General features: G+C 45.1%; 18 protein-coding genes and 4 tRNA genes. 15 read left to right on the forward strand and 7 right to left on the reverse strand.

The window, feature by feature from the left end; translation table 11 throughout:
• The first annotated feature begins 74 nt into the window (after positions 1 to 74).
• The 7 genes from surE (at position 75) to Y697_RS12855 (ending at position 5,859) form a co-directional block, all read left to right on the forward strand.
• A complete protein-coding gene (surE, locus tag Y697_RS12825) occupies positions 75 to 839 on the forward strand; it encodes a 5'/3'-nucleotidase SurE (RefSeq protein ID WP_121552166.1) in 765 nt (254 codons plus the stop codon).
• On the forward strand, positions 836 to 1,327 hold the full coding sequence (def, locus tag Y697_RS12830; protein ID WP_121552168.1) for a peptide deformylase: 492 nt from the start codon (positions 836 to 838) through the stop codon (positions 1,325 to 1,327). The genes surE and def overlap by 4 nt, the downstream gene beginning before the upstream one ends.
• Positions 1,328 to 2,260 carry a methionyl-tRNA formyltransferase gene (gene fmt / locus Y697_RS12835; protein ID WP_121552169.1) on the forward strand — a complete coding sequence of 311 codons (933 nt, stop codon included), beginning with the start codon at positions 1,328 to 1,330 and terminating at the stop codon, positions 2,258 to 2,260.
• Positions 2,261 to 2,262: 2 nt separating this feature from the next.
• Positions 2,263 to 2,478 carry a heavy-metal-associated domain-containing protein gene (locus Y697_RS12840; protein WP_121552171.1) on the forward strand — a complete coding sequence of 72 codons (216 nt, stop codon included), beginning with the start codon at positions 2,263 to 2,265 and terminating at the stop codon, positions 2,476 to 2,478.
• A gap of 67 nt (positions 2,479 to 2,545) precedes the next feature.
• Positions 2,546 to 2,634: transfer RNA gene (locus Y697_RS12845), tRNA-Leu, on the forward strand.
• A 136-nt stretch (positions 2,635 to 2,770) separates the two neighbouring features.
• On the forward strand, positions 2,771 to 5,230 hold the full coding sequence (locus Y697_RS12850) for an ATP-dependent DNA helicase (protein ID WP_259462564.1): 2,460 nt from the start codon (positions 2,771 to 2,773) through the stop codon (positions 5,228 to 5,230).
• Between the two features lie 41 nt (positions 5,231 to 5,271).
• The gene (locus Y697_RS12855; protein WP_259462565.1) at positions 5,272 to 5,859 is read left to right on the forward strand and encodes a ComF family protein; all 588 of its coding nucleotides are present in this window, start codon (positions 5,272 to 5,274) and stop codon (positions 5,857 to 5,859) included.
• A gap of 14 nt (positions 5,860 to 5,873) precedes the next feature.
• Here Y697_RS12855 and Y697_RS12860 read toward each other — a convergent pair.
• Positions 5,874 to 5,948, reverse strand: a tRNA-Gln gene (locus Y697_RS12860).
• A gap of 58 nt (positions 5,949 to 6,006) precedes the next feature.
• Here Y697_RS12860 and Y697_RS12865 point away from each other — a divergent pair.
• Positions 6,007 to 7,164 (forward strand): glycosyltransferase family 4 protein, encoded by a 1,158-nt coding sequence (locus Y697_RS12865; protein WP_121552174.1) that lies wholly within the window; start codon positions 6,007 to 6,009, stop codon positions 7,162 to 7,164.
• Here the strand turns inward: Y697_RS12865 and Y697_RS12870 are convergent.
• Both Y697_RS12870 and Y697_RS12875 read right to left on the reverse strand, forming a co-directional pair.
• Positions 7,148 to 8,158: a lysylphosphatidylglycerol synthase transmembrane domain-containing protein gene (locus Y697_RS12870; RefSeq protein WP_121552176.1), complete on the reverse strand. Its 1,011-nt coding sequence runs from the start codon at positions 8,156 to 8,158 to the stop codon at positions 7,148 to 7,150. The genes Y697_RS12865 and Y697_RS12870 overlap by 17 nt on opposite strands.
• Positions 8,155 to 9,162: a glycosyltransferase gene (locus tag Y697_RS12875; protein WP_121552178.1), complete on the reverse strand. Its 1,008-nt coding sequence runs from the start codon at positions 9,160 to 9,162 to the stop codon at positions 8,155 to 8,157. The genes Y697_RS12870 and Y697_RS12875 overlap by 4 nt, the downstream gene beginning before the upstream one ends.
• A 497-nt stretch (positions 9,163 to 9,659) precedes the next feature.
• Here Y697_RS12875 and Y697_RS12880 point away from each other — a divergent pair, with 497 nt between their 5' ends.
• Positions 9,660 to 10,178 carry a nucleoside-triphosphatase gene (locus tag Y697_RS12880; protein WP_121552180.1) on the forward strand — a complete coding sequence of 173 codons (519 nt, stop codon included), beginning with the start codon at positions 9,660 to 9,662 and terminating at the stop codon, positions 10,176 to 10,178.
• On the opposite strand, the gene Y697_RS12885 is transcribed toward Y697_RS12880, so the two are convergent.
• The 3 genes from Y697_RS12885 to Y697_RS15040 all read right to left on the reverse strand — a co-directional run bounded on the left by Y697_RS12885 (position 10,157) and on the right by Y697_RS15040 (position 12,370).
• Positions 10,157 to 10,233 (reverse strand) — tRNA-Cys (locus Y697_RS12885). The two genes, Y697_RS12880 and Y697_RS12885, sit on opposite strands and share 22 nt — an antisense overlap.
• A 367-nt stretch (positions 10,234 to 10,600) precedes the next feature.
• The gene (locus tag Y697_RS12890; RefSeq protein ID WP_121552182.1) at positions 10,601 to 11,887 is read right to left on the reverse strand and encodes a peroxiredoxin; all 1,287 of its coding nucleotides are present in this window, start codon (positions 11,885 to 11,887) and stop codon (positions 10,601 to 10,603) included.
• A 237-nt stretch (positions 11,888 to 12,124) separates the two neighbouring features.
• Positions 12,125 to 12,370, reverse strand: coding sequence for a hypothetical protein (locus Y697_RS15040; protein ID WP_259462566.1), 246 nt, complete (start codon positions 12,368 to 12,370; stop codon positions 12,125 to 12,127).
• 452 nt (positions 12,371 to 12,822) lie between these two features.
• On the opposite strand from Y697_RS15040, the gene Y697_RS12900 reads away from it, so the two are divergent.
• The 6 genes from Y697_RS12900 (at position 12,823) to Y697_RS12925 (ending at position 21,433) form a co-directional block, all read left to right on the forward strand.
• Positions 12,823 to 12,900 (forward strand) — tRNA-Asp (locus Y697_RS12900).
• A 306-nt stretch (positions 12,901 to 13,206) separates the two neighbouring features.
• Positions 13,207 to 13,701 (forward strand): crossover junction endodeoxyribonuclease RuvC, encoded by a 495-nt coding sequence (gene ruvC, locus Y697_RS12905; protein ID WP_183083834.1) that lies wholly within the window; start codon positions 13,207 to 13,209, stop codon positions 13,699 to 13,701.
• Positions 13,698 to 17,939, forward strand: a complete 4,242-nt coding sequence (locus Y697_RS12910; protein ID WP_121552185.1) for a PolC-type DNA polymerase III — start codon at positions 13,698 to 13,700, stop codon at positions 17,937 to 17,939. The genes ruvC and Y697_RS12910 overlap by 4 nt, the downstream gene beginning before the upstream one ends.
• Before the next feature lie 8 nt (positions 17,940 to 17,947).
• The gene (locus Y697_RS12915) at positions 17,948 to 18,994 is read left to right on the forward strand and encodes a hypothetical protein (protein ID WP_121552187.1); all 1,047 of its coding nucleotides are present in this window, start codon (positions 17,948 to 17,950) and stop codon (positions 18,992 to 18,994) included.
• 100 nt (positions 18,995 to 19,094) lie between these two features.
• Entirely contained in the window at positions 19,095 to 20,441 is a 1,347-nt protein-coding gene (locus Y697_RS12920; RefSeq protein ID WP_121552189.1) for an ATP-binding cassette domain-containing protein, read from the forward strand.
• On the forward strand, positions 20,438 to 21,433 hold the full coding sequence (locus tag Y697_RS12925; protein WP_121552191.1) for an alpha/beta hydrolase: 996 nt from the start codon (positions 20,438 to 20,440) through the stop codon (positions 21,431 to 21,433). Before Y697_RS12920 ends, Y697_RS12925 begins: the two co-directional genes overlap by 4 nt.
• 254 nt (positions 21,434 to 21,687) lie before the next feature.
• On the opposite strand, the gene Y697_RS12930 is transcribed toward Y697_RS12925, so the two are convergent.
• Positions 21,688 to 24,459: an HD domain-containing phosphohydrolase gene (locus Y697_RS12930; protein WP_121552494.1), complete on the reverse strand. Its 2,772-nt coding sequence runs from the start codon at positions 24,457 to 24,459 to the stop codon at positions 21,688 to 21,690.
• Between the last annotated feature and the right edge of the window lie 111 nt (positions 24,460 to 24,570).

Below are 24,570 nucleotides of genomic sequence, written 5' to 3' on the forward strand. Positions count from 1 at the left end.
AAAAGTTTTGATGCATAATGTAAAATAAGTATACAAGATGATTTGTTCGAAATAGTTGAAAGGAGGCACGAATATTGAATATCCTGGTTACAAACGATGATGGAATCATGTCGCCCGGAATTATTCTGCTCGCCGAAGCGCTTTCTGAAGATCATGAAGTCCTTGTGGTTGCGCCTGACGTTGAAAGAAGCGCGACTGGACATGCGATAACAATCAGAACTCCGTTGTGGGCCAAGGAAGTAAAAGTTGGTAATAAAAACATCGGCTATGCAATCAATGGTACCCCGGCAGATTGCGTTAAGCTCGGACTGCTGGCGATTTCAGATAGGAAGATAGATCTGGTGATAAGCGGGGTAAACAAAGGGCAGAATATGGGAATAGATGTTCTTTATTCCGGGACAGTTTCAGGTGCTCTTGAGGGTGCGGTAACTGACACTCCGTCTATTGCGGTTTCTAGTAGCGACTGGAGTAACCCCGAGTACGAAACCGCGGCTAGATTCATGGTTAATTTTCTCAAAATCTACGATGTCAGTAAGATGCCGGACTTCACGGCTCTCAATATAAATGTTCCTTCAATCAAGTACGAGGAGCTGAAGGGTTGGAAAGTGACCAGACAGAGCAGAAGAAGATATAAGGATTATTTCGAAAAGAGAAAGGATCCCTATGGAAACAACTACTACTGGATATTCGGAGAGGTAGTTGAAGATGAATGTTCTACTGATTGTGATTTCAATGCAGTAAAGTCCAACTTCGTGTCGATAACACCTCTCCACGCCATTATGACCGATAAGAAGTATTTTGATGAATTGAAGGAGATTTCGGAAGGGTGGTCGGAATGAAAGTTATTTATATCGGAAACCCCATACTTCGGAATGTTTCCGAAAGTGTCGAAGTTTTCGACGATGATCTCAGAGCTTTTGTGAAAGAGTTAAGCAAGACAATGTACGTTGAGGACGGTGTGGGTCTTGCGGCACCGCAAGTGGCAGTGTCACGAAGGATTTTTGTTTACGATCCTGGAGACGGATTGAGGGTAGTCATTAACCCGGAAATTCTTTCCAAGAGTGATGAGATAGTCAAGATGGAAGAGGGTTGCCTTAGCATACCTGGAATCTACGCGGATATCGACAGGCCCTCCGCGGTTCGGATTCATTATCAGGATGAATATGGACAGCACCACGAAGAGGATTTGACGGAATATCCTGCGAGAATAGTGCAACACGAGAGCGATCATCTTGAAGGAGTACTATTTGTTGACTATCTTTCTGCGTCAAAAAGAGCGATGCTGAAACCGAAATTGAATCAGATCATTAAGGAAAGCACCAGATAAATGAAGATCGTATTCATGGGAACTCCTGAATTTGCAGCCGCTCATCTCAAGGAAATTGTCGAATCGGGGAACAAGGTGGCAGGAGTCTTTTCACAGCCTGACAGGCCGAAGGGGAGGGGTCAAAAAGTAGAACCCACCCCTGTAAAGACAGTCGCGACCAACTACGGAATACCAGTTTTTCAGCCTGAAAAGATCAATTCAGATGAAGGGTTCGAAAAACTTTCGGAGCTATCTCCAGATATTATTGTGGTTGTCGCATTTGGAAAACTTCTTAAATCGGGTGTGATAAACCTCCCAACCATCGGTTGTTTCAACGTCCATGCTTCTCTTCTGCCAAAATATAGAGGTGCAGCCCCGATTCAGCGAGCAATAGAAAATGGAGAGACGAAGACGGGCATAACGATATTCAAGATTGATGAAGGAATGGATACGGGAGCGATCGCTCTGAAGAGGGAGCTTGAAATCCATCCATCAGACAGTTTTGGCTCGCTCTATTTGAAGCTGGCAGAACTCGGGAAAAAGACGCTGGTCCATTTTTTGGAGAGGGTGAAAGAGGGAAGGTTGGAACTCGCTCCACAAGATGGAATTCCTTCTTTTGCTCCAAAGATCCAGCCTGAGGATCTCGTAATTTCCGACTTATCGGATGCTGCGAAAGTGGTTAACAAGATTAGGGCGTACGATCCACAGCCTGGAGCGAGGGTGAGCGTTGAGGGAAGGATAGCAAAGGTTTTCGGAGCCAGCCTAAAATGTAGAAATGAGGGAAAAGGTATTGTCGGAGAAATAGTCAAGATCGATGACCGAGGAATGATTGTAAGCTGCGGTGCCGAAAATGTTATTATATCCTTAGTACAGTTCCCGGGCAAGAAGCCTATGAGGCCGAAGGATGCGTTAAGCGGGCGACTCATCAGTGAAGGGATTATATTGGGGGGATAGAAATGCCCAGGGTAATAAGGCTTTTTCAAATAAGAAACGAGATTTCGGAGAACGATGCGGAGAAGATTGTAGCGAGACTCAGGCTTCTGGACGGAATAGTTAAGGCCCAGGCAGATGTTGCGAGTGGAGTAATTGAAGTTGAATACGAGAACGCGATTATCGACAGATATATAATTCAAGAAGAGCTCTCTGAACTCGGTTTTGATATGCTTATATAAAGCATTCTCGCTATTTGCTTCTTGACAAAGGAATCCGGTCAAGTTATAATTTTTGACGTGTGAAGTTGCCGAGGTGGTGGAATTGGCAGACACGCATGGTTGAGGTCCATGTGGGCAGTTTAGCCTATGCGGGTTCAAGTCCCGCCCTCGGCACCACTAAACCGGGTTTGTAACCCGGTTTTTTCTTTCGAGGTGCTTCTTGGGAGAGATTCTGCTAGGCAATATTTTCAAACGGAACGCAAAGACAAAAATTAGCTTGAGACGAGTTTCTCAGAATTCTCCATTCGTCTCAATGAAAATAGAAGACCTTCCTTCATTCTTTTCAGAGAGGGGTGAAGACTGTGTTTTCATTGACGGGCCGGTGGATAGCGAGTATTTACAAAAGATAGCAATTGATGAAGGATATTTGAGAAGCTTTCTTTTTCAGTCGGAGTCTAAGGATCTCAAGACTAGGATCCTTCAGTACAGAAAGGCTATTGAGAAAATGCCGGCAGGGCTCTCGTCTATAGTCGGAAAGATCTTAGAAAACGGCGGACTGAGGAACTTCCTTCTTCTTGCACTTAGGGAAAGCGAGTTTCTAGATCCGTGGGAGGATTATGTGCTTTCCGCTCTCAAGAGAAACGAAAGAAGAGAAAGAGGCAATCCCAGGATCAATCTTCAGAAGACTGTAAAACTAGTATTCAGCGAGGGTGGACTCCTTCAGGATTCAATGAAGGGATACGAATTCAGACAAGAGCAGTTCATGACTGCTCTCGAAATCGCTGAGTCAATTGAAAGAGACAGTAATTTAATGATCGAGGTCGGTACTGGAACTGGAAAGAGCATTGCATACCTGGCACCGGTTGCATACGCCTGTATTTCGACTATGAATCAGGCTGTTGTCTCAACTAGAACAAGAATTCTTCAAGATCAGCTCTTCAAGAAAGATGTGGAGATACTGAAGACCTTTCCTAACCTTGATGATCTTCGTGTTTCGGTTATGAAGGGTAGAGAAAGGTATCTTTGTGCCAGAAAGCTCTTTGAGGTTGTGAACCTTGCTCTCAACAAGATGTTGGATGAAGAAATGTCAAAGGAGCTTTCAGGAATACTCATCTGGTCAATGATCACTGGTGAAGGAGATCTCGACCCGCTTCCAATAAAAGAAGAGATGAGAAGAATGATTTCTGGAAACAGATTCGACTGCACCAGACGACTCTGCCCTTTCTTCGAGATCTGCCCTTACTACGTCCAGAGAGAAAACGCGAAAAGCTCCGACATAGTTATCACGAATCATTCCTTTCTCTTCAGCGAAGCAAACATAAGACTTTCCGACGGAGACGCCGAAGAGCGAGAAGATATCGGGACACTTCTCCCGAGATTCAAATATCTCGTTGTAGATGAGGCACATGAGCTCGAGGCTTCATTGACACAGGCCATGAGCTACCGCTTTGAGCCGTACGAGCTGGCCGGCACTGTGAGAAGACTCATAAAGACGGTAAGGGATTCCTTTGGATTTCTGAAGAGGCACTTTGACGAGGGATTTCTGAGAAAATTGTGGGCAAAGCTCAAAGAAGCAACCGCTAATCTGGACAAGCAGAGCACGGAGCTAGTTAGAGTTACTGGCAGTCCTGAATCTGGAAGTCGGATAACATTCACTGGAAAAGAACTCGAAGTGATGATACCTTTGCTCACAAAAATTTCCGATACTCTTCAGACACATGTTTATATTGGCACTCAGACGATGCAGATGCTGGATGATGTAGAGGATAGAAATGAAAAGATAGATGGTTTAGAAGCTGAAGTGAGCAGGATTCTAACTGAAACAAGGGAATGGATGAAACAGATAGCGGGTATCACTTCTTCGCAGGAGTCGAGGGTTATATATGTAAACCGATTAGAAAGGCGCCCCGATAATCTCAGCATAATCTCCTCGCCTGTCGAAAACGATACCTTGATGGCATCGATCTTCCCCGACGTGAGCGTCAAGATTTTCATCTCTGCGACTCTGTGGGTATACAGCAGGGGCAGTGATGGCTTCAATTATGCCAGAAGAATATTGGGAACTAGCAGCAACAATGAAGCTGTTAGGCTCGGAACTTCATTTGATTATACGCAGCAGCTGAAGTTCTTCGTCCCAGTCGATCTGCCGGACTATTTTCCGAATTCGCTCACGTATCTCGAAAGTGCGTCGGATATAACGCTCAACGCCTTGAATATAGTAGGAGGTGGTTCAATGGTGCTCTTCACTTCTTACGAAGACATGAAATGGACTCTCTCCAGAATCTCCGGCAGACTTGGCGATATGTCGATTCACATTCAAGATAGGGAGGACAGTCCGACTACTATTCTTGCAGACCACGTGAATTCAGAGAAGTCCGTGATTTTCGGAGCAAGAGCATTCTGGGAGGGTGTAGATCTTCCTGGCGAACAGCTTAGACTATTGATAGTATACAAGCTCCCCTTTGAAAGACCAGATGAACCGCTAATTGAGGCTAGAATAAAGCATTACGGGAAGAGGAGTTTCGTGGAAGGTATGAACAAGTACTATTATCCAAAGATGATAACGGCATTCCGACAGGGCCTTGGCAGACTCATAAGGACAAGGAACGATCACGGAGTCGTGATTGTCATTGACAAGAGAATAGTCGACCCTAACAGAGTATATTCGAAAAAGCTCTTGGCTTCTCTTCCGGCAGGAACGAATGTTCAAGCTATTGCCAGTAACCGGATTCTGCGTGAGCTTAGAAGACTCAAGAGGGAGAAGTGGATCTGATGCTGAAGTCAGTCATCTCTTATTTCTTACCCAATTACTGTTTGGTCTGCGAAAGGGAAATCGACCCCAATGACTACCTCTGCAAAGACTGTTTGACTTCTATTAGAGGTCCGATAATGGCTCCCGTTGAGGTCTTGAACATAGACTCGGCTCATTCTTATTGGAAGTATGAAAGCCCAATGAAAGAGCTTATTCGCGCTTACAAGTTTGGAGATAGGCCCGGCGTCGCTCGCCTTTTCGCAAAGATTGTCTTCGAAATGATAGATGTCTTTGCTCCATCTACAGATGTAATCGTCCCGGTTCCAACATCTTTGCAGGCGTTCATTAGGAGAGGTTTTGACACCAATCTGAGGATTCTCCGGCATCTTGCAAGAACGATCGATATTAAGATCGACAATGTTCTGTCGATTTCTGGAAAGACTGTCCCGCAGTCAACACTGAAGATGCAGGACAGGATAGATAATGTTAGAGATAAGTTCTTCTTGAGGAAGAAACCAAGAAGCACCTCGGTTATTCTTTTCGATGATGTGGTTACAAGCGGTGCAACTGCAAGTCAGTGTGCTAGAGTTCTAAGAGAAGGCGGTGTCAAGGAGATCACTTTACTTGCAATTGCCAGTGCAAAGAAATAGGGCCTCTCGGCCCCTGGCTGGGAGAGGAGGACTCGAACCTCCATCGGCGGATCCAGAGTCCGCTGTCCTACCAATTGGACGATCTCCCAAGACAGTAAAGATTATAAAGCAGAAGACAATTGGTGTCAAGACGTTTGGAGGCATATGATGAACATAGCGATGTTCAGTGATACTTATTCTCCTCAGGTTAACGGAGTGGTAACCATGATCAGGATGCTTGAGGAAAATCTTCAGAAAAGAGGACACAATGTCTACATTTTCACAGTGGATCACCCCGAGGCCGGCATTCAGGAGAACGTTTACCGTGTTCCTTCGCTGAGATTTCCGTGGGAGAAGCAACATAGAATTGGCCTTCCAACGAACTTCAAAGAACTCATTCAAATTGTGAAGAGCCTCGACATCGATGTTGTACACTCGCATACATCACTGATAGTCGGCTACCTGTCCGGTCTCGTAATCTCGAATCTACATATCCCCGGAGTTACGACCTATCATACAATGATGGAGGAGTATGTTCACTATATTCCTTTTATGGAGCCTATTTTGAGAGTGTATATTAGAGGTCAGGATAGAAGGTTTTGCGACAAGAACAGAGCTGTCATCGCACCTTCGATCAAAATAAGGAAACTGCTGCTCTCTTACGGCGTTTCTTCTCATATAGAGGTCATTCCAAATGGCGTTGACCTGACTCCTTTCATGAAAGAAGTCGATTTTGATGAAATCAGATCGTTCAGGAACAAGTACAATATTGGCGAGAATGAGAAGGTTCTGATCTTTGTCGGCAGGCTGGGAGAAGAAAAGAGTATAGACAAACTCATCGAGAACTTCGCCAGGATAAACACAGCTCTGCAGGATTCACATCTGCTGCTAGTTGGAGACGGACCTCTGAAGGCCAAACTGAAGGAACTTGCAGGAAATTTGGGTGTTGGTGAGAGAGTTCACTTCACGGGTTTCTTGAAGTGGCCAGATGAGATTACGTTAGCCTACAAGAGCAGTAATGCGTTCATGATTGCATCTCACACTGAGACCTTCGGCTTGGTAACGCTTGAAGCCATGGCATCCGGTCTGCCAGTAGTAGCTTACAAGGATGACAGCATTGCAAATATGGTTCTAGATGGAGAAAATGGTTTTATGTGCCCCTCAAAAGAAGAGTTATCTACTGCGGCGATTGAGCTGCTTAGAGATAGAGAGCTCATGGAAAGAATGTCGAAACGTTCCGTTGAGATTTCTCGGGACTTCTCTGCTGAAGCTAATGTGGATAGAACGGTGAGTCTCTATGAAAAGGTTGTCAGGAACGAGATCTAGACTTGAAACCAATTTCGTGTGCCGTGAGCAGTCCTCCGAAGATGATGTTAGCAAAGTAGCTGAAGAATCTCCAAATCAGCAGTGCGGCGCCGATTCCTTCTCCGAAGAAAGATTTGAAAAAGAGCACGTATCCGCCCTCAGAAACTCCGCTTGCACCGGGAGTCGGAATCAAAGAAACAACAAGAAACAGAATAAGTTGGACTGCGGTAATTTCCAAATAATTCACCGGAATTCCGATAGAAAGCGCCACAAAATAGGGAATAGATATCATGCAGATCAGCTGAGCCAGGGTACTTAGTGATGCGATGCCTAGAGTAACTGGCCTTCTTATCAAGTCTTTCATGGAAGAGTGAAAGAAGCGCAATTCTCTCATGGCTTTTTCTATCAACTCTCTTTCTTCCTTGACTATCTTGATTTTGCTGAGGAAGCCAATCACAAGACGAATGAGCTTTTCTGTGAATCCGGGACTCAGTGAGAATAAGATGAGCACGACAAGAACGAGGCTGTTTAGTGCGAAACCGAAGATCGACAGAATGGCAAGATTAGAAATCTTTCCGGCAACTAGGGGATATGCCTTGAGAATTGCGGCTACGCCAAGAAATGTTATAACGAACTGATAAATCAGAAACCTTGAGACCAGCATTGCAGTGGATTCACCTACCGAAATGCCCCTTCTCTGCATGAATACTATTTGGGCCGGCTGGCCTCCAGAGGAGAAGGGAGTAATCCCGTTGAAGAACGTACCGATTACCGTTATCTTGAAAAGATAGGTGAAGGGAATCGACAGGCTACGCATTAACGCAAAAACCTTGAGAGTTATCGCTTCAAAGAGCCAAGTTCCAACTGTTAGAGAGAAGGTCAGGAGAATCCATCCTGGTTTGGCTGCAGAAAGATACGAAATCGACTTGCTGAAGTCGGTGACCAGCAAAATAATCAGTATGATCAGGATACTCAATGCGATCGCGATCATAGAGTTTCTGGTCGATTTCTTCATTGCTTTTTATCAAGAACCTCAAGATAGATGTTTTTCAGTTTTTGGCCGATTATCGAGAGATCCCTTTCCAAAGCGGTCTCTTTTCCGCATGAAGACAGTTTCTTCCGGAGATTGTTGCTTTCCAGCAGTCTGTCGATATGTTTGATGAATTCCTGGTTGTCTTTGCCTTTGAGACAGTTCTCTTCGTGTTTCATCCATTCACTGTAAACCGGAATGTCTCTGAGGACAATAGGTGCTTCAGTAGCCAGAGCCTCGAGAACGACAATCCCTTCAGTTTCCTCATAGCTTGGAAAAAGGAAGACATCACAGGCAGAGTATGGACCGATAATCATCTCCTGTGGAATGAACCCGGGGAACTTCACGTTATCCGGAGGATTCTTCAGAAGACGCCTTATCTTTGCGGGCAGGAGACTGCTTATCTTCGCTCCAAACCAGTAAAATGTCAGATCCTTTCTTGTATCGGCGATCTGGCAGAAATCTATTACCCCCTTCCTTTCAAAAGGGAGCCCGACAGAGACGACCAAGGGTTTCCGGATGTGGTTTTCAGAAAGAAAGCTCTCTGCCAGAGATTTACTTCTTGTGAATTTCTTATTGTCGACACCGTTTGAAACGGCCTTAATAGGCAGAGTGATACCGTAGTTCATGATTAACTTCTTCGCATACTCCGTGGGCGAAATAAGGAAGTCGGCCGAAGAATACAGCTTAATCAACCTTTTTCTTAGCCAAGGAGCAATCGCGTTCGAAAGAGTGAACGAGTTTCTGAAATCCTCATAGGTTGTATGTGTGTGGTAGATAATGGGAATCCCCAACTTCTTCGATTTCTTGAGAACTCTTTCTGCTCCGGGTCCAATTGTGTTGATGTGGACGATGTCAAAGCTGTCTTCCTCATTAGTCGTGTATTTAACGCCCACCTTGTCAAGAGCAGACATCTGATGTTTGAGAGCTATTCCAACGCCCGACTTACTGAAAAGCTTTTTACCTTCGGAATATAGCAGAACCTTCATCACTACCTCCAGGAGATCTCTATGCAGATCTTTAGTGTAGCTTCGCCAAAGATGACCATCTGCTAGAAGCGATTCTGTAACAGAAAGTAATTGCGAAACTTAAACCGAAGAGATCTCAGTTCTGTTGTCAGTCGCAAAACTCTGTATATTTTGCATTCGACTCATGAAGCGCCGAGACGCTCTTCAACGACTATTTTACCCCATCTAGAAGCATTTAGCATATCCAATGGATTCAGTTCGAAAAAGGTTAACCCCGACAGAACTAGCGAGTCTCCTTATTCGTCTTAATTGTCCATACTTGTTTCTCGATTTTGGAAGAAGCGAACCACACTTCACAAATAAGACACAGAAGATCTTCTGAAGCTTATTAGGCATGGAGCGTATGAACCAAGTCATTAAGGTATACTGATGCGTATTGCAAATAGAGTATTATGGAGGCGTAGGTTGTTGAGTTGCCGCCTTTGTGAGGCTTCTTTGATAATGTTGGGGGAATTCCTATGAAATTTTTCATAACTGGGGAGAGAAATGCAGGAAAGAGTTATCTACTTGAAAGAGTCAAGTCCTTGGCCAAATTCACAGGTTTTGAGACGCGCTTTGACGAAGATCTTGTCAACCTATCCATCAATTTCTTTAATGGCAATTCGTTTCTAATAGGCTGCAGAGACAACGGGCGATTGAGAATTGTTGAAGAAGGGTTCGCATCAGCGACAAGACTCCTTGGAACTATGGAGATCCCGTCCGATCATATTCTGATAATGGATGAGATAGGTTTTCTCGAGGAAGACTCCCCCGAGTTCCAGCAAGCTGTAGTATCTTCTCTACGACGAGCAAGGCATTGTCTCTGTGTTCTCAGAAAGGGCAACTTCTCGTTTATTGGACACCTTAAGGCTTCGATGGGTGTCGGGAGCATCGAAATCACTCCTGAAAACAGAGAGGAAGTCTATAGCAGAATCGTCAGGGAGATAGAAAAAGAGAGGGCTTATCTACCCTCTCCTGGAGGCGACGAAGGGATTTGAACCCTTGAGTAGAGATTTTGCAGACCTCCGCCTTTGACCCCTTGGCTACGTCGCCCAACGAGATTTATTCTAGCATGTAAACGAGATCATTTCAACAAAAGGGCCGCTATCGGCGGCCCTCGGGGTGGAAAATTCTTCAGGAGGGAGGTTGGCTCCCTTGTTCCTTGTGTTCCTTGGGTCTGGAACCAACTTGCAACAGGACGCGGGGACATCCTTTGCATCTCAATGATATATCGTTGCTTACCCGATACCAAATGCGAATTTATCCGACCTGAAACGAGCAAAGTGATTTAGCACTCTTTATCTACACTATGAACACCAATTTGAAAGTATGCTCTTTGCTCTTGTATCCGTAACATTCAGATACTCGTGTGAAAGATAGAGTTCTTGCAAGCACCCTCTGCTGAATAAACAGGTCTGGATCACTCGTCAAAAACGAACTCCCTGAACCAAATATAACTGGTAAGCCCGAAAGTGGGAATTCTGAAAACTGGATATGTGGGAATCGGACCGTCTCCCGCCTGAAGGACATAATCGTCAAGATACTCGATCCTACCGTCCTTAGAGATCAGGAACATGCCGTTCGACAACGGAGTGCTGTAAAGCTCCACTGCCAATTTGTCGGCAATCAGGTGTAACCAGGAGTATTCTTCAAGAGAGTCTGCAGAAGTGATCTCGTCGCCGGAGTAAAGCCATAAGAGCTCAATTTCTGGTTTTGCGGAATACTCGTTCCATGTGACAAGCTCGTTTAAAAGGCTTCTCAGCCTCTTCTCTTCTCTGCCAGTATCTTCGCAATCACCTGTAGCGCATGGAAATCCGCCGTTGAAAACTTCAAGCGGTGTCTTTGAAGTCACGACTACGATGATGGGATTTCCGAGATAATCGCTCATAGAGAAGGTCTCTCCAAATACGTCTCTGGCTTCGAACAGAGGTGCGATCGAACCCTTTTTCAACAGAGGCCTGTTCTGGGCATCTTCATCGACCTGCTCGAATGTGACTTTTCTGCCATCCCTGCTGATCTCGCTTACTCTGTAGTTCTTGTCGTTGATTCTTATGACGCTGGTCGCTTCGAAAAGCTCGTGATTCTTATGAACCATGTCTATAGTTCCATCTCTGTCCAGATCTATTCCGATGAAGACTTCGTCTATCTTATCGGCCAGGCCATCGGGCGCGGTAGGAAACAGGGCGATTTCGATAAGCTCTCCGTCGACTTCCAGCAAACCTTCTCTTCTACTCATGAGCAAGTAGTCGACTTCGACGCCTTCCTTTTTTGGAAGGATCGCGTGAATTTCAAGATCCTGGGTCATGTAAGATGAATTCCCGTTGGAAAGATATTCGACCCTTAACTGTTGACTGAATTTATAGGTACGGCTTTCATTGATAACGGTCCCTCTATATTGTCCCTTTATCGGAATGTTGTTTAGGAAACAGCCGTCGTAATCGCTGTCGATCCAGAGGATCGGAGGCTCGACGTTCATGATCGCTATGTTGACAGTTGAATCCCCGATTGTGATTTGTCCGTAGAAAATACGCTCATCTGCGATTGCGCTGACTCCTTCCGGTGGATAAATACTCATTTCGACATCGCTTCCGCTCGCGATGTATGTCCAGCCCATCCGTTCCGTAAGATAACCGGACAGAGTACCGGAAAAAAGCATCGCCGACGAAATCAACGAAACGACAAGCAATATCGCTACCTTTTTAGCCATACGAATCACCTCCTCAATTCATATGTCAAATCATATGTCAAAGATCAGAGCAAAAACAACTTTCACTCACAGCTTCGGCTTCAAAATCATCTTCGATTTGAAAGAAATAGAACATTATTGTGCATTTGTTGCAGCTGGCTACACCAAATCCTTCGCAGTCAACATCCACGTACTCCCAGCTCCACGGACTTGCGTCAATCGAGTATCTGCATTCTCCGCAAGCGCTTGCAAATACACTCAAAGGGTTGTTGTTTGCGTCGTAATGACGTGCTTCTGGAGAAATACAGCAATATACTGCATAGGTACAAATCTCGTATTAATTATCAACTCTTTGCTGTAAGAAAATTCTGAATACAAGAAACAATCGCATTCATACAAATAGCAACCTGGGTCCTCCACTCTTGCGATCACGCCTCCAGTCAGTCCAAATGTCAAAATCGACAGGAATACGAAAGAAAAAATCAAAAAACACCTTTTAAACATCAGAGTTCCCTCCTTTCTAGTTAGTTAAGGGACTGAAATAATATCACCATATATGTCATATAGAAAAATAGTAATAAACAAAATCAGATATGCTTAGCGCTAAATATTCGTGAACAGCTGTCCTGTGTTACCTAAATCGCAGATTTTCACAGTAATATTGTAATATGACCGTGATTATTAAGAGAAGTACACGATAAAATGTAGTGTACGCGACGCGTGTACGTATTGAATCATAAAAAGACATATGAGGCTATATGTAGTTCTCTCCAGAACTTGGTGGTACCTCCCGGTGATGATAAGTTCTTCATGTTCAGGTTTGCTCTAGATCATTTACGACGGATCACTTCATTTGCCGGTAGTTATTGCTTGGCCTTCTCAATTTACACCAATATCATCACGGCATATCGGGCTATTGACAGAAAGATGCGAGTAATGTAGAATCTTTTATGTTTGGGGACGTGGTGAAGTTTGGTTATCATGCCGGTCTGTCACACCGGTGGCCGCGAGTTCAAGTCTCGTCGTCCCCGCCAGAGGGAGTCCTTAGGGGCTCTCTTTTCATTGATGGAGTACCTTCTGATATAGTTTCAGAAGATAGGCATCAGGAAAAAGATCTTCCGGTCAATATCTGCTTAACTTCTTTCTGACAGTACGCGGTTAGAATATATTCAGGGCGGTAACTTCAAGATAATCACCGGATTATTGGTCAAGCTGATCTAAATGCGCGATGTCGATTTTGCATTTGAAGATTGTGACCGTATGAGGCTCTGTAAATGCTATTTTGCATATTCTATAATCATGATTCGTTTTTTTGGAGGTGCTGGTAATTGCCGGCTTGTGTGAGGGTCCTGGGAATTGATCCGGGGTTTGGTACTGTTGGATACGGTGTACTCGAGATGAGGGCGTCAAAGATTGAACTCGTTTCATATGGAGCGATCAGAACCGAACCCGATGAACCGATTCCAGACAGACTTCTGAAGATCCATGATCAGCTGGAAAGACTTCTACAGGAATGCAGTCCCGACGAGTCGGCAGTTGAGGAGCTTTTCTTTTTCAGGAATGTCACCACTGCGATACAGGTTAGCGAAGCACGGGGAGTGATTCTTCTTGCTATGAGGAGACATGAAGTGCCCATTTTTGAATATACTCCCCATCAAGTGAAGCTTGCGGTTACAGGTTACGGAAGAGCCGAGAAGGGACAGGTTCAGAGGACTTTGAAAGCCTTTCTGCGGATGAAGGAGACTCCGAGACCCGATGATGCTGCCGATGCTCTTGCGGTAGCCTGGTGTCACCTTGCCGCAAGGAAGTTTCCCGGAGGTGTTCGAAAGGCATGAAGCTGTGCATGAGGAATTTAGAGCTCCCAATAAAAAGACTTCTATCGAATATTATCGAAGCCGATTTGTCAGTAGAATGTGAAGGCACAGAAGTATCAGAGATATCTATCGACTGCGATTCAAAAGAAATTATGATCATGATCGGATGTGAGGTCAGCATAGAGCTCAAGGATTTTCTGGAGTCTGCATTTCTCGAAAAGGCTTCTCAGTTCCTCAAGTCCTCGGTCCGTCTCTATTTCCAGCCCGTGGGAAGCGGAACAGTCGATGCCGATGAAGAAATATCAAAGGGAGTTAGTGATGCGCAGTTCAGAGAGATATTGAAGCTCACAAATGGGGCGTCTTCATATTTGGCTTCTTCAGAAATGGTATTCAGTGATGACAGAATATTGATTACTGTTCACGATCAGTTCTCTTTTCAGCGAATCGGTGCGAAAAAACAGGACTTGAGAAAGGCAATTGAAAAGGTTTGCAAGAAAGCCATTCCATTCGAAGTAATACTAGATATCCGAGACGATCAGAATGATTTGATCAATGAAGAAGTTTCTAAAAGAGAGGTAGAAAAGGAGACAACCGTTTCTTCGGATGAAGTCGATACAGTCTTGATGGGCAGAGAGATAAGAGCCGTTTCTAGGAAGATGAAGGAAGTTCTCGGGAATGAATCCGATCTGGTTGTGAGAGGAAAGGTCTTCGGACTTGAAAGTAGGAACGGTAAGATTTTCATCCTCACATTCAACGTTACTGACCACACAGACTCTCTCACGGTGAAGTTAATTGGTGAAAACGCCCGCTCTCTTTCAGAGAAGCTCCGCGAGGGTGATGAGATAACTATCAGGGGGAAGATGGAAACAGACAGCTGGATGAAAGACGAAATCCTTATTCCGAGAGACATACAGAGAACAGCTCTTCCCAAACGTGTTGACGAATCTCTTGAGAAGCGAGTTGAACTCCATCTTCATACAAAAATGAGCGCTCTCGATTCGGTTGTGGATGTTCGAGAACTGGTCAATACCTTGAAGGATTGGGGACATGAGGCCGCCGCGATAACCGACCACGGTGTGGTCCAGTCCATTCCCGAGTTCTATTTTGCTGCAAAGAAGAAGGGAATCAAGCCAATATTCGGTATGGAAGGTTACATGATCAACGACTCCCAGCAGATATCAATGAATCTGGATGAAGAAGACTCATCGCTCGATGACGCTTTGTTCCTGGTTTTTGATCTCGAGACTACCGGTCTCAATCCCAAAGAAGATGAGATCATTGAAATAGGCGCCATCAAAATGAAGGGAAGTGAAGTCTTAGGCACTTACTCCACCTTTGTGAAGCCGGAAAAAGAACTCTCGGCAATGATCACAAGCCTGACGGGAATTACCGAAGATATGCTTTCCGAAGCACGCCCGATCAAAGAGGTGCTTCCCGAATTCACGAAGTTTACTGAAGGCTGCATACTAGTTGCACATAACGCTTCTTTCGATTATGGATTCGTCCGCAATTCAGTGAAGAAGCACTTCGGAGGCGACTGGGAAATGCCGTGCATCGATACCCTGGCACTCGCAAAGAGCCTTTTCAGGTCGAAGAGTTATTCCCTCGATAATGTTGTCAAACGGTTGAAGCTAGGTCATTTCGATCATCACAGAGCTTTCGAAGACGCAAAGGTGACGGCCGAAGTTCTGAAAAAGTTTGTTCAGCTGGCAAAGAAGAGAGGGGTTCAGAATGTGAATGAACTTGAGAAACTCAGGAAGAACCAGAATCTCGATTCGTTGAAACCCTTTCACATAAGTATACTTGCAAAGAACAAGAAAGGACTGGAGAATCTCTACAGATTGGTCACAGCTTCTCACACGAAGTATTTCTACATGAAGCCAAGAATCCCCAAGAGCTTGCTCGCTGATATGAGGGAAGGCCTTCTAATTGGCAGCGCATGCGTTTCCGGGGAGCTGTCTAAAGCCTATATAGGTGGAGCGAGTACTGATGAACTCGAGGAGATCGCAAAGTTTTACGATTACATTGAAGTCATGCCACTGGATAACATCGACACTTCGGAAGGCGAGACTAATATGTCGAGGGAAACGCTTGCGAAAATGTACCGGGAGTTCTATAAGGTGGGAAAGAGATTGAACATTCCAGTTGTAATGACGGGGGATGTCCATCTCTTGAATCCTCATGACGATATCTTCAGAGCAGCGATAAATGCAGCTCAGGATTACGATAACTTCCAGAACCAACCTTCGCTGTATCTCCACACTACAGAAGAGATGTTGGATAAAGCAAGCGAGATATTTGAAGACGAGATAATTGTCAGAGAAGTAGTCATTGACAATTCCAGATACATAGCTTCGCTAATTGAAGAAGTGACACCCGTTGAGGGCAAACTTCACCCTCCAGTAATCGAAGGAGCTGATGAAGAGGTACGGAAAATGGCAATCGAGAATGCCGAGAGTCTCTATGGCAGTCCTTTGCCAGAGATCGTTGAAAGAAGGCTTAATCGAGAGCTTGAAGCCATTATAGGCCACGGATACGCAGTTCTATATCTGATTGCTCAGAAGATGGTGAAGAAGTCTAATGAAGACGGTTACGTTGTTGGCTCAAGAGGTTCCGTAGGCAGCTCTCTAGTGGCAAACGTAATCGGTATAACTGAAGTAAACCCGCTCCACCCACATTATCTCTGTCCTGAATGTGGTAAGTCGATCTTTCCAGAAACTGATCTCGAATGCGGTTACGATCTTCCCGATATGAATTGTCCCATCTGCGGGAAGAAGATGTCGAAGAACGGGCAGAGCATACCATTCGAGACTTTTCTCGGATTTGAGGGAGACAAAGTGCCTGATATTGACCTTAATTTCTCCGGTGAATATCAGGAGCGCGCTCATTCTTTCATCGAAGAGTTGTTTGGAAGGGATCACGTGTTCAGGGCCGGTACAATTTCTACTCTTGCCGAAAGAACAGCCTTCGGTTTTGTCAGAGCCTATTCAGAAAAGAGCGGTAGAAACCTTCGAAGAGCAGAACAGGAGAGAATAGCGCGAGGAATCGTAGGTGTCAGGAGAACAACTGGTCAGCATCCCGGCGGACTGATGATCGTGCCAAAAGACATGGATGTTCATAGTTTCACACCGGTACAGCACCCCGCAAATGATACGAAGGGTTCAACGTTGACAACACACTTTGCTTATGAAGTCATACACGATGATCTTGTGAAGATAGATGCTCTGGGTCATGACGATCCCACTTTCATCAAGATGTTGAAAGACATCACTGGGGTCGATCCTGAAAAGATCCCTATGGATGATCCGGAAACGTTGTCAATCTTTTCTTCTTTGAAGTCCCTAGGTGTCAAGTATCACGAGCTAGGAACGGACATGGGAACCCTTGGGATTCCAGAGTTCGGCACTACTTTCGTTCGTAGTATGCTTTCAGATACTAGACCTTCTACCTTTGGTGAGCTTGTCAGAATCTCCGGTCTTTCACACGGAACAGATGTGTGGTTGAACAACGCTAAAGATATTATCACTTCTCGGCAGGCATCGCTGTCGAATGTCATTGCCTGTCGTGATGACATAATGAACTATCTGATTGCGAGGGGAATGGAGCCAAAAGATGCCTTCAAGATTATGGAGAAGGTCAGAAAGGGTAAGGGCTTAAGCGAAGAGGATGAAAGAGAGGTAAGGTCTTGCGGTGCTCCTGAGTGGTTTGTCAATTCCTGTAAGAAGATCAAGTATCTCTTTCCCAGAGCACATGCCGCTGCATACGTTAGTATGGGATACAGAGTGGCGTATTTCAAAGTACACTATCCCCTCGCCTTTTACAGCACCTATTTTTCGATTAAAGGCGGAGAGTTTGATATAGACATCTGTACCTCGGACACAAACTCAATCAAAAAGGAGATAATAAGATTAAGAGCTGATCAAGACAGAAATGTGAAAGACAGGGCGAAGGAGACACTCCTTGAAGTAGTGATGGAAATGATATACAGGGGATTCAACTTCTTGAATGTTGACCTCATGAAATCACATCCTACGAGATTCTTAATTGAAGGCAAATCCCTCAGGATACCCTTCAACAGACTACAGAACATGGGGTATAAAGCAGCGAGATCTATCGAGCAGGAAAGAGAGAAGAGGGTATTCTCTTCGGTTGAGGATCTGGTTAGGAGAACTTCTCTAAACAAAACAAGTGTAGAAATGTTGAGAAAGTATGGTGCGTTGAAGGGGCTCGCCGAGAAAGAACAGATAAGGCTGTTCTGAGGATTGAGATGAATTTCAGGTTGGTTTCCTCGGATTATTCAAAGTTGATAGATCTATTTGGAAGGGTGTCAGGTACAGTTGAGCCCTCCTATCGCTATTTTCAGATCTATTATAGAAGGGGTCTGAAGTTCTTTGCGACAGACGGGTGTCTGAAGCTTGAGTTCTCATCCAGCATTCCTGTTGATCCTTTCACCGGTGTCTATTCTGTTCCAATAGATTACGCTCGAGCTTTGAAGAGCTCAGACGAAAAGTCCTTTGTCTCTTTCTCCTCTGAAGGCGAAACCATTGAAATTAAGACTGATTCAGAGACTCTAAGCCTTCAGAAAGCTCGAGATGATGCGCTTCCTGCCATGGAAAGAAAGTTTGAGTTCTCTTCGCGTTTTCCTTTGAAAGAGTTCAACGAATCTCTGAATTTCGTTTCCGCAGCATCTATGGAAGGCGATACCGTTGAGATCTTCTCTAAGGGGAGCGAAACGATTCTTGCAGCATCGGCCGGTAGATTGGTCTTGCTGTCGATTCTCGAATATGAGCCGAGAACTGACTTTCACTTCTCTCTTCAGTACGTAACCGTCAGACATCTCGTAAAGACGTTAGAGTTGCTGAAAACACAAGTGCTTGATGCTGGAAGCGGGATTTCCGAGCTGGGATTAAAGGCAGGGACGCTGCTTTTTTCAATCTGCACGGATGAAACTGAATTTCCCAAACCACCATCCTTTCTCTTCGGTGAGACTGCCTCGGGAGTTGGTGTGCAGAAAAAGGCCTTCCTTTCTGCTTTACGAAAGATCACAAGGCTATCCAGGCGCGGCTTTTCTGTTCTTATGATATCGGATGGAAAAAAACTGAAGTTGTTTCTCAAAGCCGGCAGCCTCAGGTATGAGTGTGAAATTTCGGCCTTCAGTGGAGAAGAGTTCGTGATCCAGCTAGATCCAAGAAAGCTGCAGTCCGCTCTTTCGAGGATCAACGATTCCTTGATTCTCCTTTTGATGAAAAAGGGGAATCTTCTAATGGTGGGCAAGAAAAGCAAGATGTACCTACTGATTCCACTCATCAATTAAGATGGATGGCTTGGATCTGATAGTATTGAATCAAGCGTGATCCTTCGCGGATTTCCCGGAAAAGGGTTGCGAGGACTTTCTCAACTGGAGTTGAGGCCGGATGAGTATTCTTGAAGTTAGAGGAATTGAGAAGACATACAGTGGCAAGAGAATTCTGAAAGCTGTTAGTTTTGATCTGGAGAGTGGAAAACTGACTGTTCTAGGAGGTTTGAACGGCATAGGAAAGTCGACGCTCATCAAGATGATGAGCGGGGACATCCGTCCGGATTCAGGCGAGATAGTCTTTGACGGTCACCACGTCGAACTGCGGTCAATTGTTGAGGCGAGGCGGATCGGTCTAAGTGCCGTTTATCAAGAATATATGCTTGTTCCCGATCTTACAGTCGCTGAGAATATCTTTCTTGGATCCGGCAAGTTTACAATCAGCAGAAAAAAGATGAACAGCGAGGCTTCGCGACTGCTTTCCAAATTTGGTCTAAGCTTTGATCCTTCGTCAAAAGTCTCTTCACTTTCATCTGACGAGCAGGCGCTGCTGGAGTTTGCAGCTGCTGTCTTTTCGGAGCCCAAAGTTCTAATGATCGATGATCTGTTCTCAGTTTTGCAGACAGAATCCAGGAAGCGGCTTCTCCAAATGATTGAAGTGATCAAGAATAAAGGAACCGCAGTCCTTGTTGTAACCACCGATCCAGACTTGATGCTAATGGCAGATCATCTCCTTTTTATGGACGAGTCGGGAGTTGAGTACCTACCATGCCCGATCGAAAGGGGAGCGATACTTGAGAGAATGGGAGCCTCGAGCGATTTCTCAATACTTCCCGCAGAAGGAGAACTGCTGATTGAAATAAGTAACCTTGCCGGTTCAGGGCAAGATCTCAGTTTGAAAAGAGGAGAGGTTCTGAATATCTTTTGTGAAAGTGGAGAGCTGGTGAGAGCATTCACACGAGCTATGATCAGACAGGATCCTTTTACAGACAACTCGGTCCCTTTATTTAGAGAGGCGAAGAGTTTCTTCGATAGGTTTTCCTCCAGATCGTCTTCTACTCCAGCCGAAAAGTATTTCTGCTCAAACCTTAAGAATACAGGACTTGTTTCTCAGGTGATGCTGAAGAAATCGGGGAGTTTCAAATCATCCAAGTCACTCAAGAAAAGCTTCATTCTGAACAAGGAGAGCGTTGTTTCAGTCAAGAGTTTTCTTGCGGGTCTTGAAAGAATCCCGGGGTTCTCCGGCCTCGTGTCTGAGGAAGACAAAAAGCTTTCTCAGTTGAGGTTCGATGCCTGTGATCTCTATGTATTCGTAAGACCCCTGCTGGGGCTAGACCCGGTTTCAGTAAATGCTCTTTCGACCGTTCTTCAGGAAATTGTAAATAGATCTAAGGCCGCAGTAATTATCTCTGACGAGGCCGGAAGCAGTATGTTGAGCACGAGGAAAATGAGGAGCTCCGAATGAATCCCGACTTCTCTTATGAAAAAAAGAAGATAGAGTTCTCCAGTGGTTATATATTCAAAGGTAAACACTATCGGTGCTCTATCATAAAGTATGCTTCTCTCTACAAGAATTGTACAAAGGGGACAGAAAACGTAGAGATCTATCATTTTTCTCCAAGAGAACGCTCTGTCGGCTCGATACTGATACTTCACGGTTTGGGCACAGTCAATATTCCCTTCCTCTTCTGGATGGGAAGCCATTTGGCAAGTGCCGGTCTCCAAGCCTCTGTGATGATTCTTCCGGGAAACTATACGAGAACGGCAAGTGGTTCTACTAGCGGAAAGGACTTTTTCTCGCCTGATTTGAGAAGGCTGACAGCGTTCTGGGAACAGGCCGTTGTAGATACCATGACGACCATAGATTTGCTCCAGCAAGAAAACATCTGGTGGGACAATAACTGCCTTTTCGGCTATTGCCTCGGAGGTATGGTCTCCACAATAGTCAGCGCAATTGACAAGAGAATAAACGACTTGATTCTGATGACCGTTGGAGGCAACATCGCCAAGATAATCTGGCAGTCCCCAGTGCTGAAGTCAATTCGCCTGTCGCTTCGAAGCGGTTCCGGTGAAGAAGGTTATCTCAACGATGAGAAGAGACTCAACGCGAGATTCAAAGAAGACTCTTTGGCAGTCAAGAAAATGAAGAGTGCTTCGGAGTTACTGGAATCCGATCTTCATCCCCTGTTCAAAATTGATCCCCTTGCTTATGCCCGGTTCAATGATAGCGAAAAAGTGACCATGATCGAGGCGCTTTTTGACAAAGCCCTTCCAGTACAGACGAGAAAACAGTTATGGGAGGCTTTCGGCCGACCCAAGAGATACATAGTGCCGATTGGACACGTTTCCTGGTTTCCCTTTGAATATGCTCTTGGAAAGTACATTCTGAAGAAACTGGGGATCAAAGAGGCAAGAAAAAAGATGCGCCTTCTGGAGAGTACCAAACCTACTGAATGATTGTGAACCTCAGAAAGGGCTATCAACTGTTTCCTGGTTGATCATCACACACAGTGGATAGCCGATGTAGTGATCAGGCCTTTCGATTCAGGAAAAGCTGCTGTATCAGGTCTCGCTTCAGATGACAGAGTGTAATCGTTCTGAGGATTGAATGCCCTTTCACATTGGCCAACAACGAAGAACCTCTTTTCCGACAAGTAACATCTAGACTACGTGAGCTTGTCAGAGAATAGAATACACATAAATGAAAAATCTCATACGTTCAAGAAACTGACAAAGGAGTCAACCAGCCCGGGATCGAACTGCTTTCCAGAACATCTGCGCAGCTCTTCGATTGCCTCTTCGGAGGATACAGGGTGTTTGTATGGTCTTCCGCTTGTCATAACGTCGTAAGCGTCTATTATTGACATGATTCTCGCTAGAAGGGGAATCGATTCGCCAACCAGCCCTCTGGGATATCCTGAGCCGTCCCACCATTCATGATGACTCAAGATCTCATCCGCGATTCCCACCAGCTCGGGCGAAGAGAGGGCGATTCTAAATCCCGCTTCGGGATGGGACTTGATTTTCTTCCATTCTTCAGAGGTCAGACTGCCGGCTTTGGTGAGTATCTCCTCTGGGACTGCTATCTTTCCAATATCGTGCAGAGCGCCAAGGAGCAGAAGATTATCAAGTTCCGTTTCAGATAATCCGATGAATTTCCCGAAATCCCTGCTGAGAGTCTTGATCCTTTCCGTGTGTTCTTCCGTCTCATAACTCTTGTTAAGCAGGCTCTTCTCAAGGACCTCGACCGTTCTGCTTCTCATAGAAATGTTGTTAAGGAGCTTGTCTCTGTACATTTTCTCTTCGGCAGAAACAAGCGTCTCGCGAAAATCCTGATCGACGTCGGATTTTGTTCCAATCCCGAATGAAACGCTAATCGGCAGATCGAATCCCGTTATTTGAGCAAGGGCCTTCTTGATTCTGCTTACAAGAGATTCCGCAGACTGAGTGTTGGTTTGGGGAAGAAGCATTATGAACTCGTCACCTCCCCATCGGGCAATAATATCGTCAGATCTAATAGAGGACCTCAAGCATTCGGCTACGGCTTTCAGCAGCCTGTCACCTTCCAGATGGCCGAAAGCGTCATTAACAATCTTCAGTCCATTGACGTCTCCCATAACTATGCTCATTGGCATTTGACGCCTCACATTCAGTCTCTCCACCTCTTCTTCGAAGAAAGGTCTGTTGTAGAGAGAAGTAAGGGAGTCATGGAAGGTTACATAGTGAATCTCTCTGTCTGACCTTATTCTGAAAATCGCTTCGACTGCATGAGCCATCATTGTTTCGACAAGTTTAACTTCCTCCTGTTTCATAGGAGATTCATGGTACGACACGAAGGCGCCTATGCTCTTCATTGGAACTATGGAAATCGATACGCTGCAATCGGGGATTACTTTGCGAAGTGAAGCGGCATCTATGAACGCTGATCTCCCGCTCTCTATAGAGTCTCTCAAGATTCCGCTCCTGAAAAGGTAGCCTTGGAGGGGTGAAACCTCCCCTTCGGTTTCAAGAGTTACGAGTTCCTGATTGTAGAATAGATACAGTCCAAACTTATCCATGCCGAATATGTTGACTGAAGCGTCAATTATCGAATGATATATCGTGTCCTCTTCATTTGACTTCTCCATCTTCAGGGCAACATCGTGGAGTTTGGACACTTTTTCTTTCGTCTTTTCCAGTTCATCTTTAGCGAGTTTTTCGTCGGTTATGTCTCTGATCGCGCCGCAAATGTTTTTGATGTCGGAAGCTCCGTCTGAGTAACTCGGTCTTGAGAACTCGTTTACCCATCTCAAAGTGCCGTCTTTGCGGATGATTCGGTACTCAAGTTGCTGACTGTTGCCAGACTTCACGCTCTCCAAATGTCTCCTGTAAGAATCGAGATCGTCGGGATGGACTATCGACTCCCAGTCAAATTTCTGAAGTTGCGGTTCGTCGATACTGTATCCACTGATCCTTTCGTAGGAGTTGCTTCTCCAGACTTCTGGATCTCCCCCATTGTCTGAGTATTCAACCTCATAGTAGTAATCGGATATTGTTTCAGACATCGATTTGTACCTCTTTATGGAAAGCGAGAGCTGAGCTTCAACCAATTTCTCTTCTTCAAGCCTTTCACTCAATGAAGCCGTTTTCTCCCTGACCTGTCTTCTCAAAGCTCTATTCCATAAATACATACCGCCAAGTACCAGAAGAATAATCATTCCACCAGGAAGAAAGAAGAAGAGAAAAATCTGCCAGAAGCCGCTTTTTTCCGTACCGTTAATGCTTCCAAACCACTTGTTGTAGATTCGTCTGTATTCACCATTTGAAGAGATTATCGAGAGCCCTTCATTTAGTAAAGAGAGCAACTCTCGATCTCCCTCTCTCACTGCGAAACAGTATTCGAGCCGGACAAAGGGATTGTCGGACATTACAACATCCTCAAAAGAGAGTTCATCAATCAGAAAGAGTCCCTGTAAAGTACCGAGCAATACGGCATCAACCTGCCCTTCATTAAGCATCCTGAGAGCGATCTCAGGATACTCAACTCTCACGATTTCACTCCCAACCAGCTCGTTGGAGGCAATCTCGTCCATAACGTCGCCCTTCTGCACGGCTATTCTTGACTCTCTCAAATCATTCAACGAAGAAAACTTGCCGGCAAGTTTTTTGGAGAAGATGGACCCATGAAGGACTATATGTGGATTGGAAAAGTCTACGAGCGAATCTCTTCCTTCTGAGTAGTACATTCCGAGCAAACCGTCAATTTGACCACTCTCAAGCGTGGTCCGCGCGATAGTCCAGGTACGCAGTTCTATCTCTATTTCGAAATCGAGAGCTTCGGAAATCCCCCTGAGGATATCAACATTGAATCCTACTGGAATTCCTCGTTCATTCTCATATTCAAACGGCGGATAGTCAATATCACCGCTGAATCTGTACTCTGCTTCAGCAAAAACGACCAGAAAAACTAAAACGAAGAAAGCAGTTGATAATGCTTTTCTCATAGCACTCTCCCAGAAGAAGATAATCTTCCTCAGAACCAACTATAACATTATATGGCAGAAATAATCGAACATCTTCGGGAGAGGTTTCAGCAAACAGTCGACCGGCGGACC

Source organism: Mesotoga sp. BH458_6_3_2_1, assembly GCF_003664995.1.
In the GTDB taxonomy this organism is placed as follows: Bacteria; Thermotogota; Thermotogae; order Petrotogales; family Kosmotogaceae; genus Mesotoga.

Bases quoted from the DNA above. Each gene is read 5' to 3' on its own strand.
- def (WP_121552168.1), top strand. From the start codon at position 836: ATGAAAGTTATTTATATCGGAAACCCCATACTTCGGAATGTTTCCGAA.
- fmt (WP_121552169.1), top strand. From the start codon at position 1,328: ATGAAGATCGTATTCATGGGAACTCCTGAATTTGCAGCCGCTCATCTC.
- Y697_RS12840 (WP_121552171.1), top strand. From the start codon at position 2,263: ATGCCCAGGGTAATAAGGCTTTTTCAAATAAGAAACGAGATTTCGGAG.
- Y697_RS12850 (WP_259462564.1), top strand. From the start codon at position 2,771: ATGAAAATAGAAGACCTTCCTTCATTCTTTTCAGAGAGGGGTGAAGAC.
- Y697_RS12865 (WP_121552174.1), top strand. From the start codon at position 6,007: ATGAACATAGCGATGTTCAGTGATACTTATTCTCCTCAGGTTAACGGA.
- Y697_RS12870 (WP_121552176.1), bottom strand. From the start codon at position 8,158: ATGAAGAAATCGACCAGAAACTCTATGATCGCGATCGCATTGAGTATC.
- Y697_RS12875 (WP_121552178.1), bottom strand. From the start codon at position 9,162: ATGAAGGTTCTGCTATATTCCGAAGGTAAAAAGCTTTTCAGTAAGTCG.
- Y697_RS12880 (WP_121552180.1), top strand. From the start codon at position 9,660: ATGAAATTTTTCATAACTGGGGAGAGAAATGCAGGAAAGAGTTATCTA.
- Y697_RS12890 (WP_121552182.1), bottom strand. From the start codon at position 11,887: ATGGCTAAAAAGGTAGCGATATTGCTTGTCGTTTCGTTGATTTCGTCG.
- Y697_RS15040 (WP_259462566.1), bottom strand. From the start codon at position 12,370: ATGTTTAAAAGGTGTTTTTTGATTTTTTCTTTCGTATTCCTGTCGATT.
- Y697_RS12910 (WP_121552185.1), top strand. From the start codon at position 13,698: ATGAAGCTGTGCATGAGGAATTTAGAGCTCCCAATAAAAAGACTTCTA.
- Y697_RS12915 (WP_121552187.1), top strand. From the start codon at position 17,948: ATGAATTTCAGGTTGGTTTCCTCGGATTATTCAAAGTTGATAGATCTA.
- Y697_RS12920 (WP_121552189.1), top strand. From the start codon at position 19,095: ATGAGTATTCTTGAAGTTAGAGGAATTGAGAAGACATACAGTGGCAAG.
- Y697_RS12925 (WP_121552191.1), top strand. From the start codon at position 20,438: ATGAATCCCGACTTCTCTTATGAAAAAAAGAAGATAGAGTTCTCCAGT.
- Y697_RS12930 (WP_121552494.1), bottom strand. From the start codon at position 24,459: ATGAGAAAAGCATTATCAACTGCTTTCTTCGTTTTAGTTTTTCTGGTC.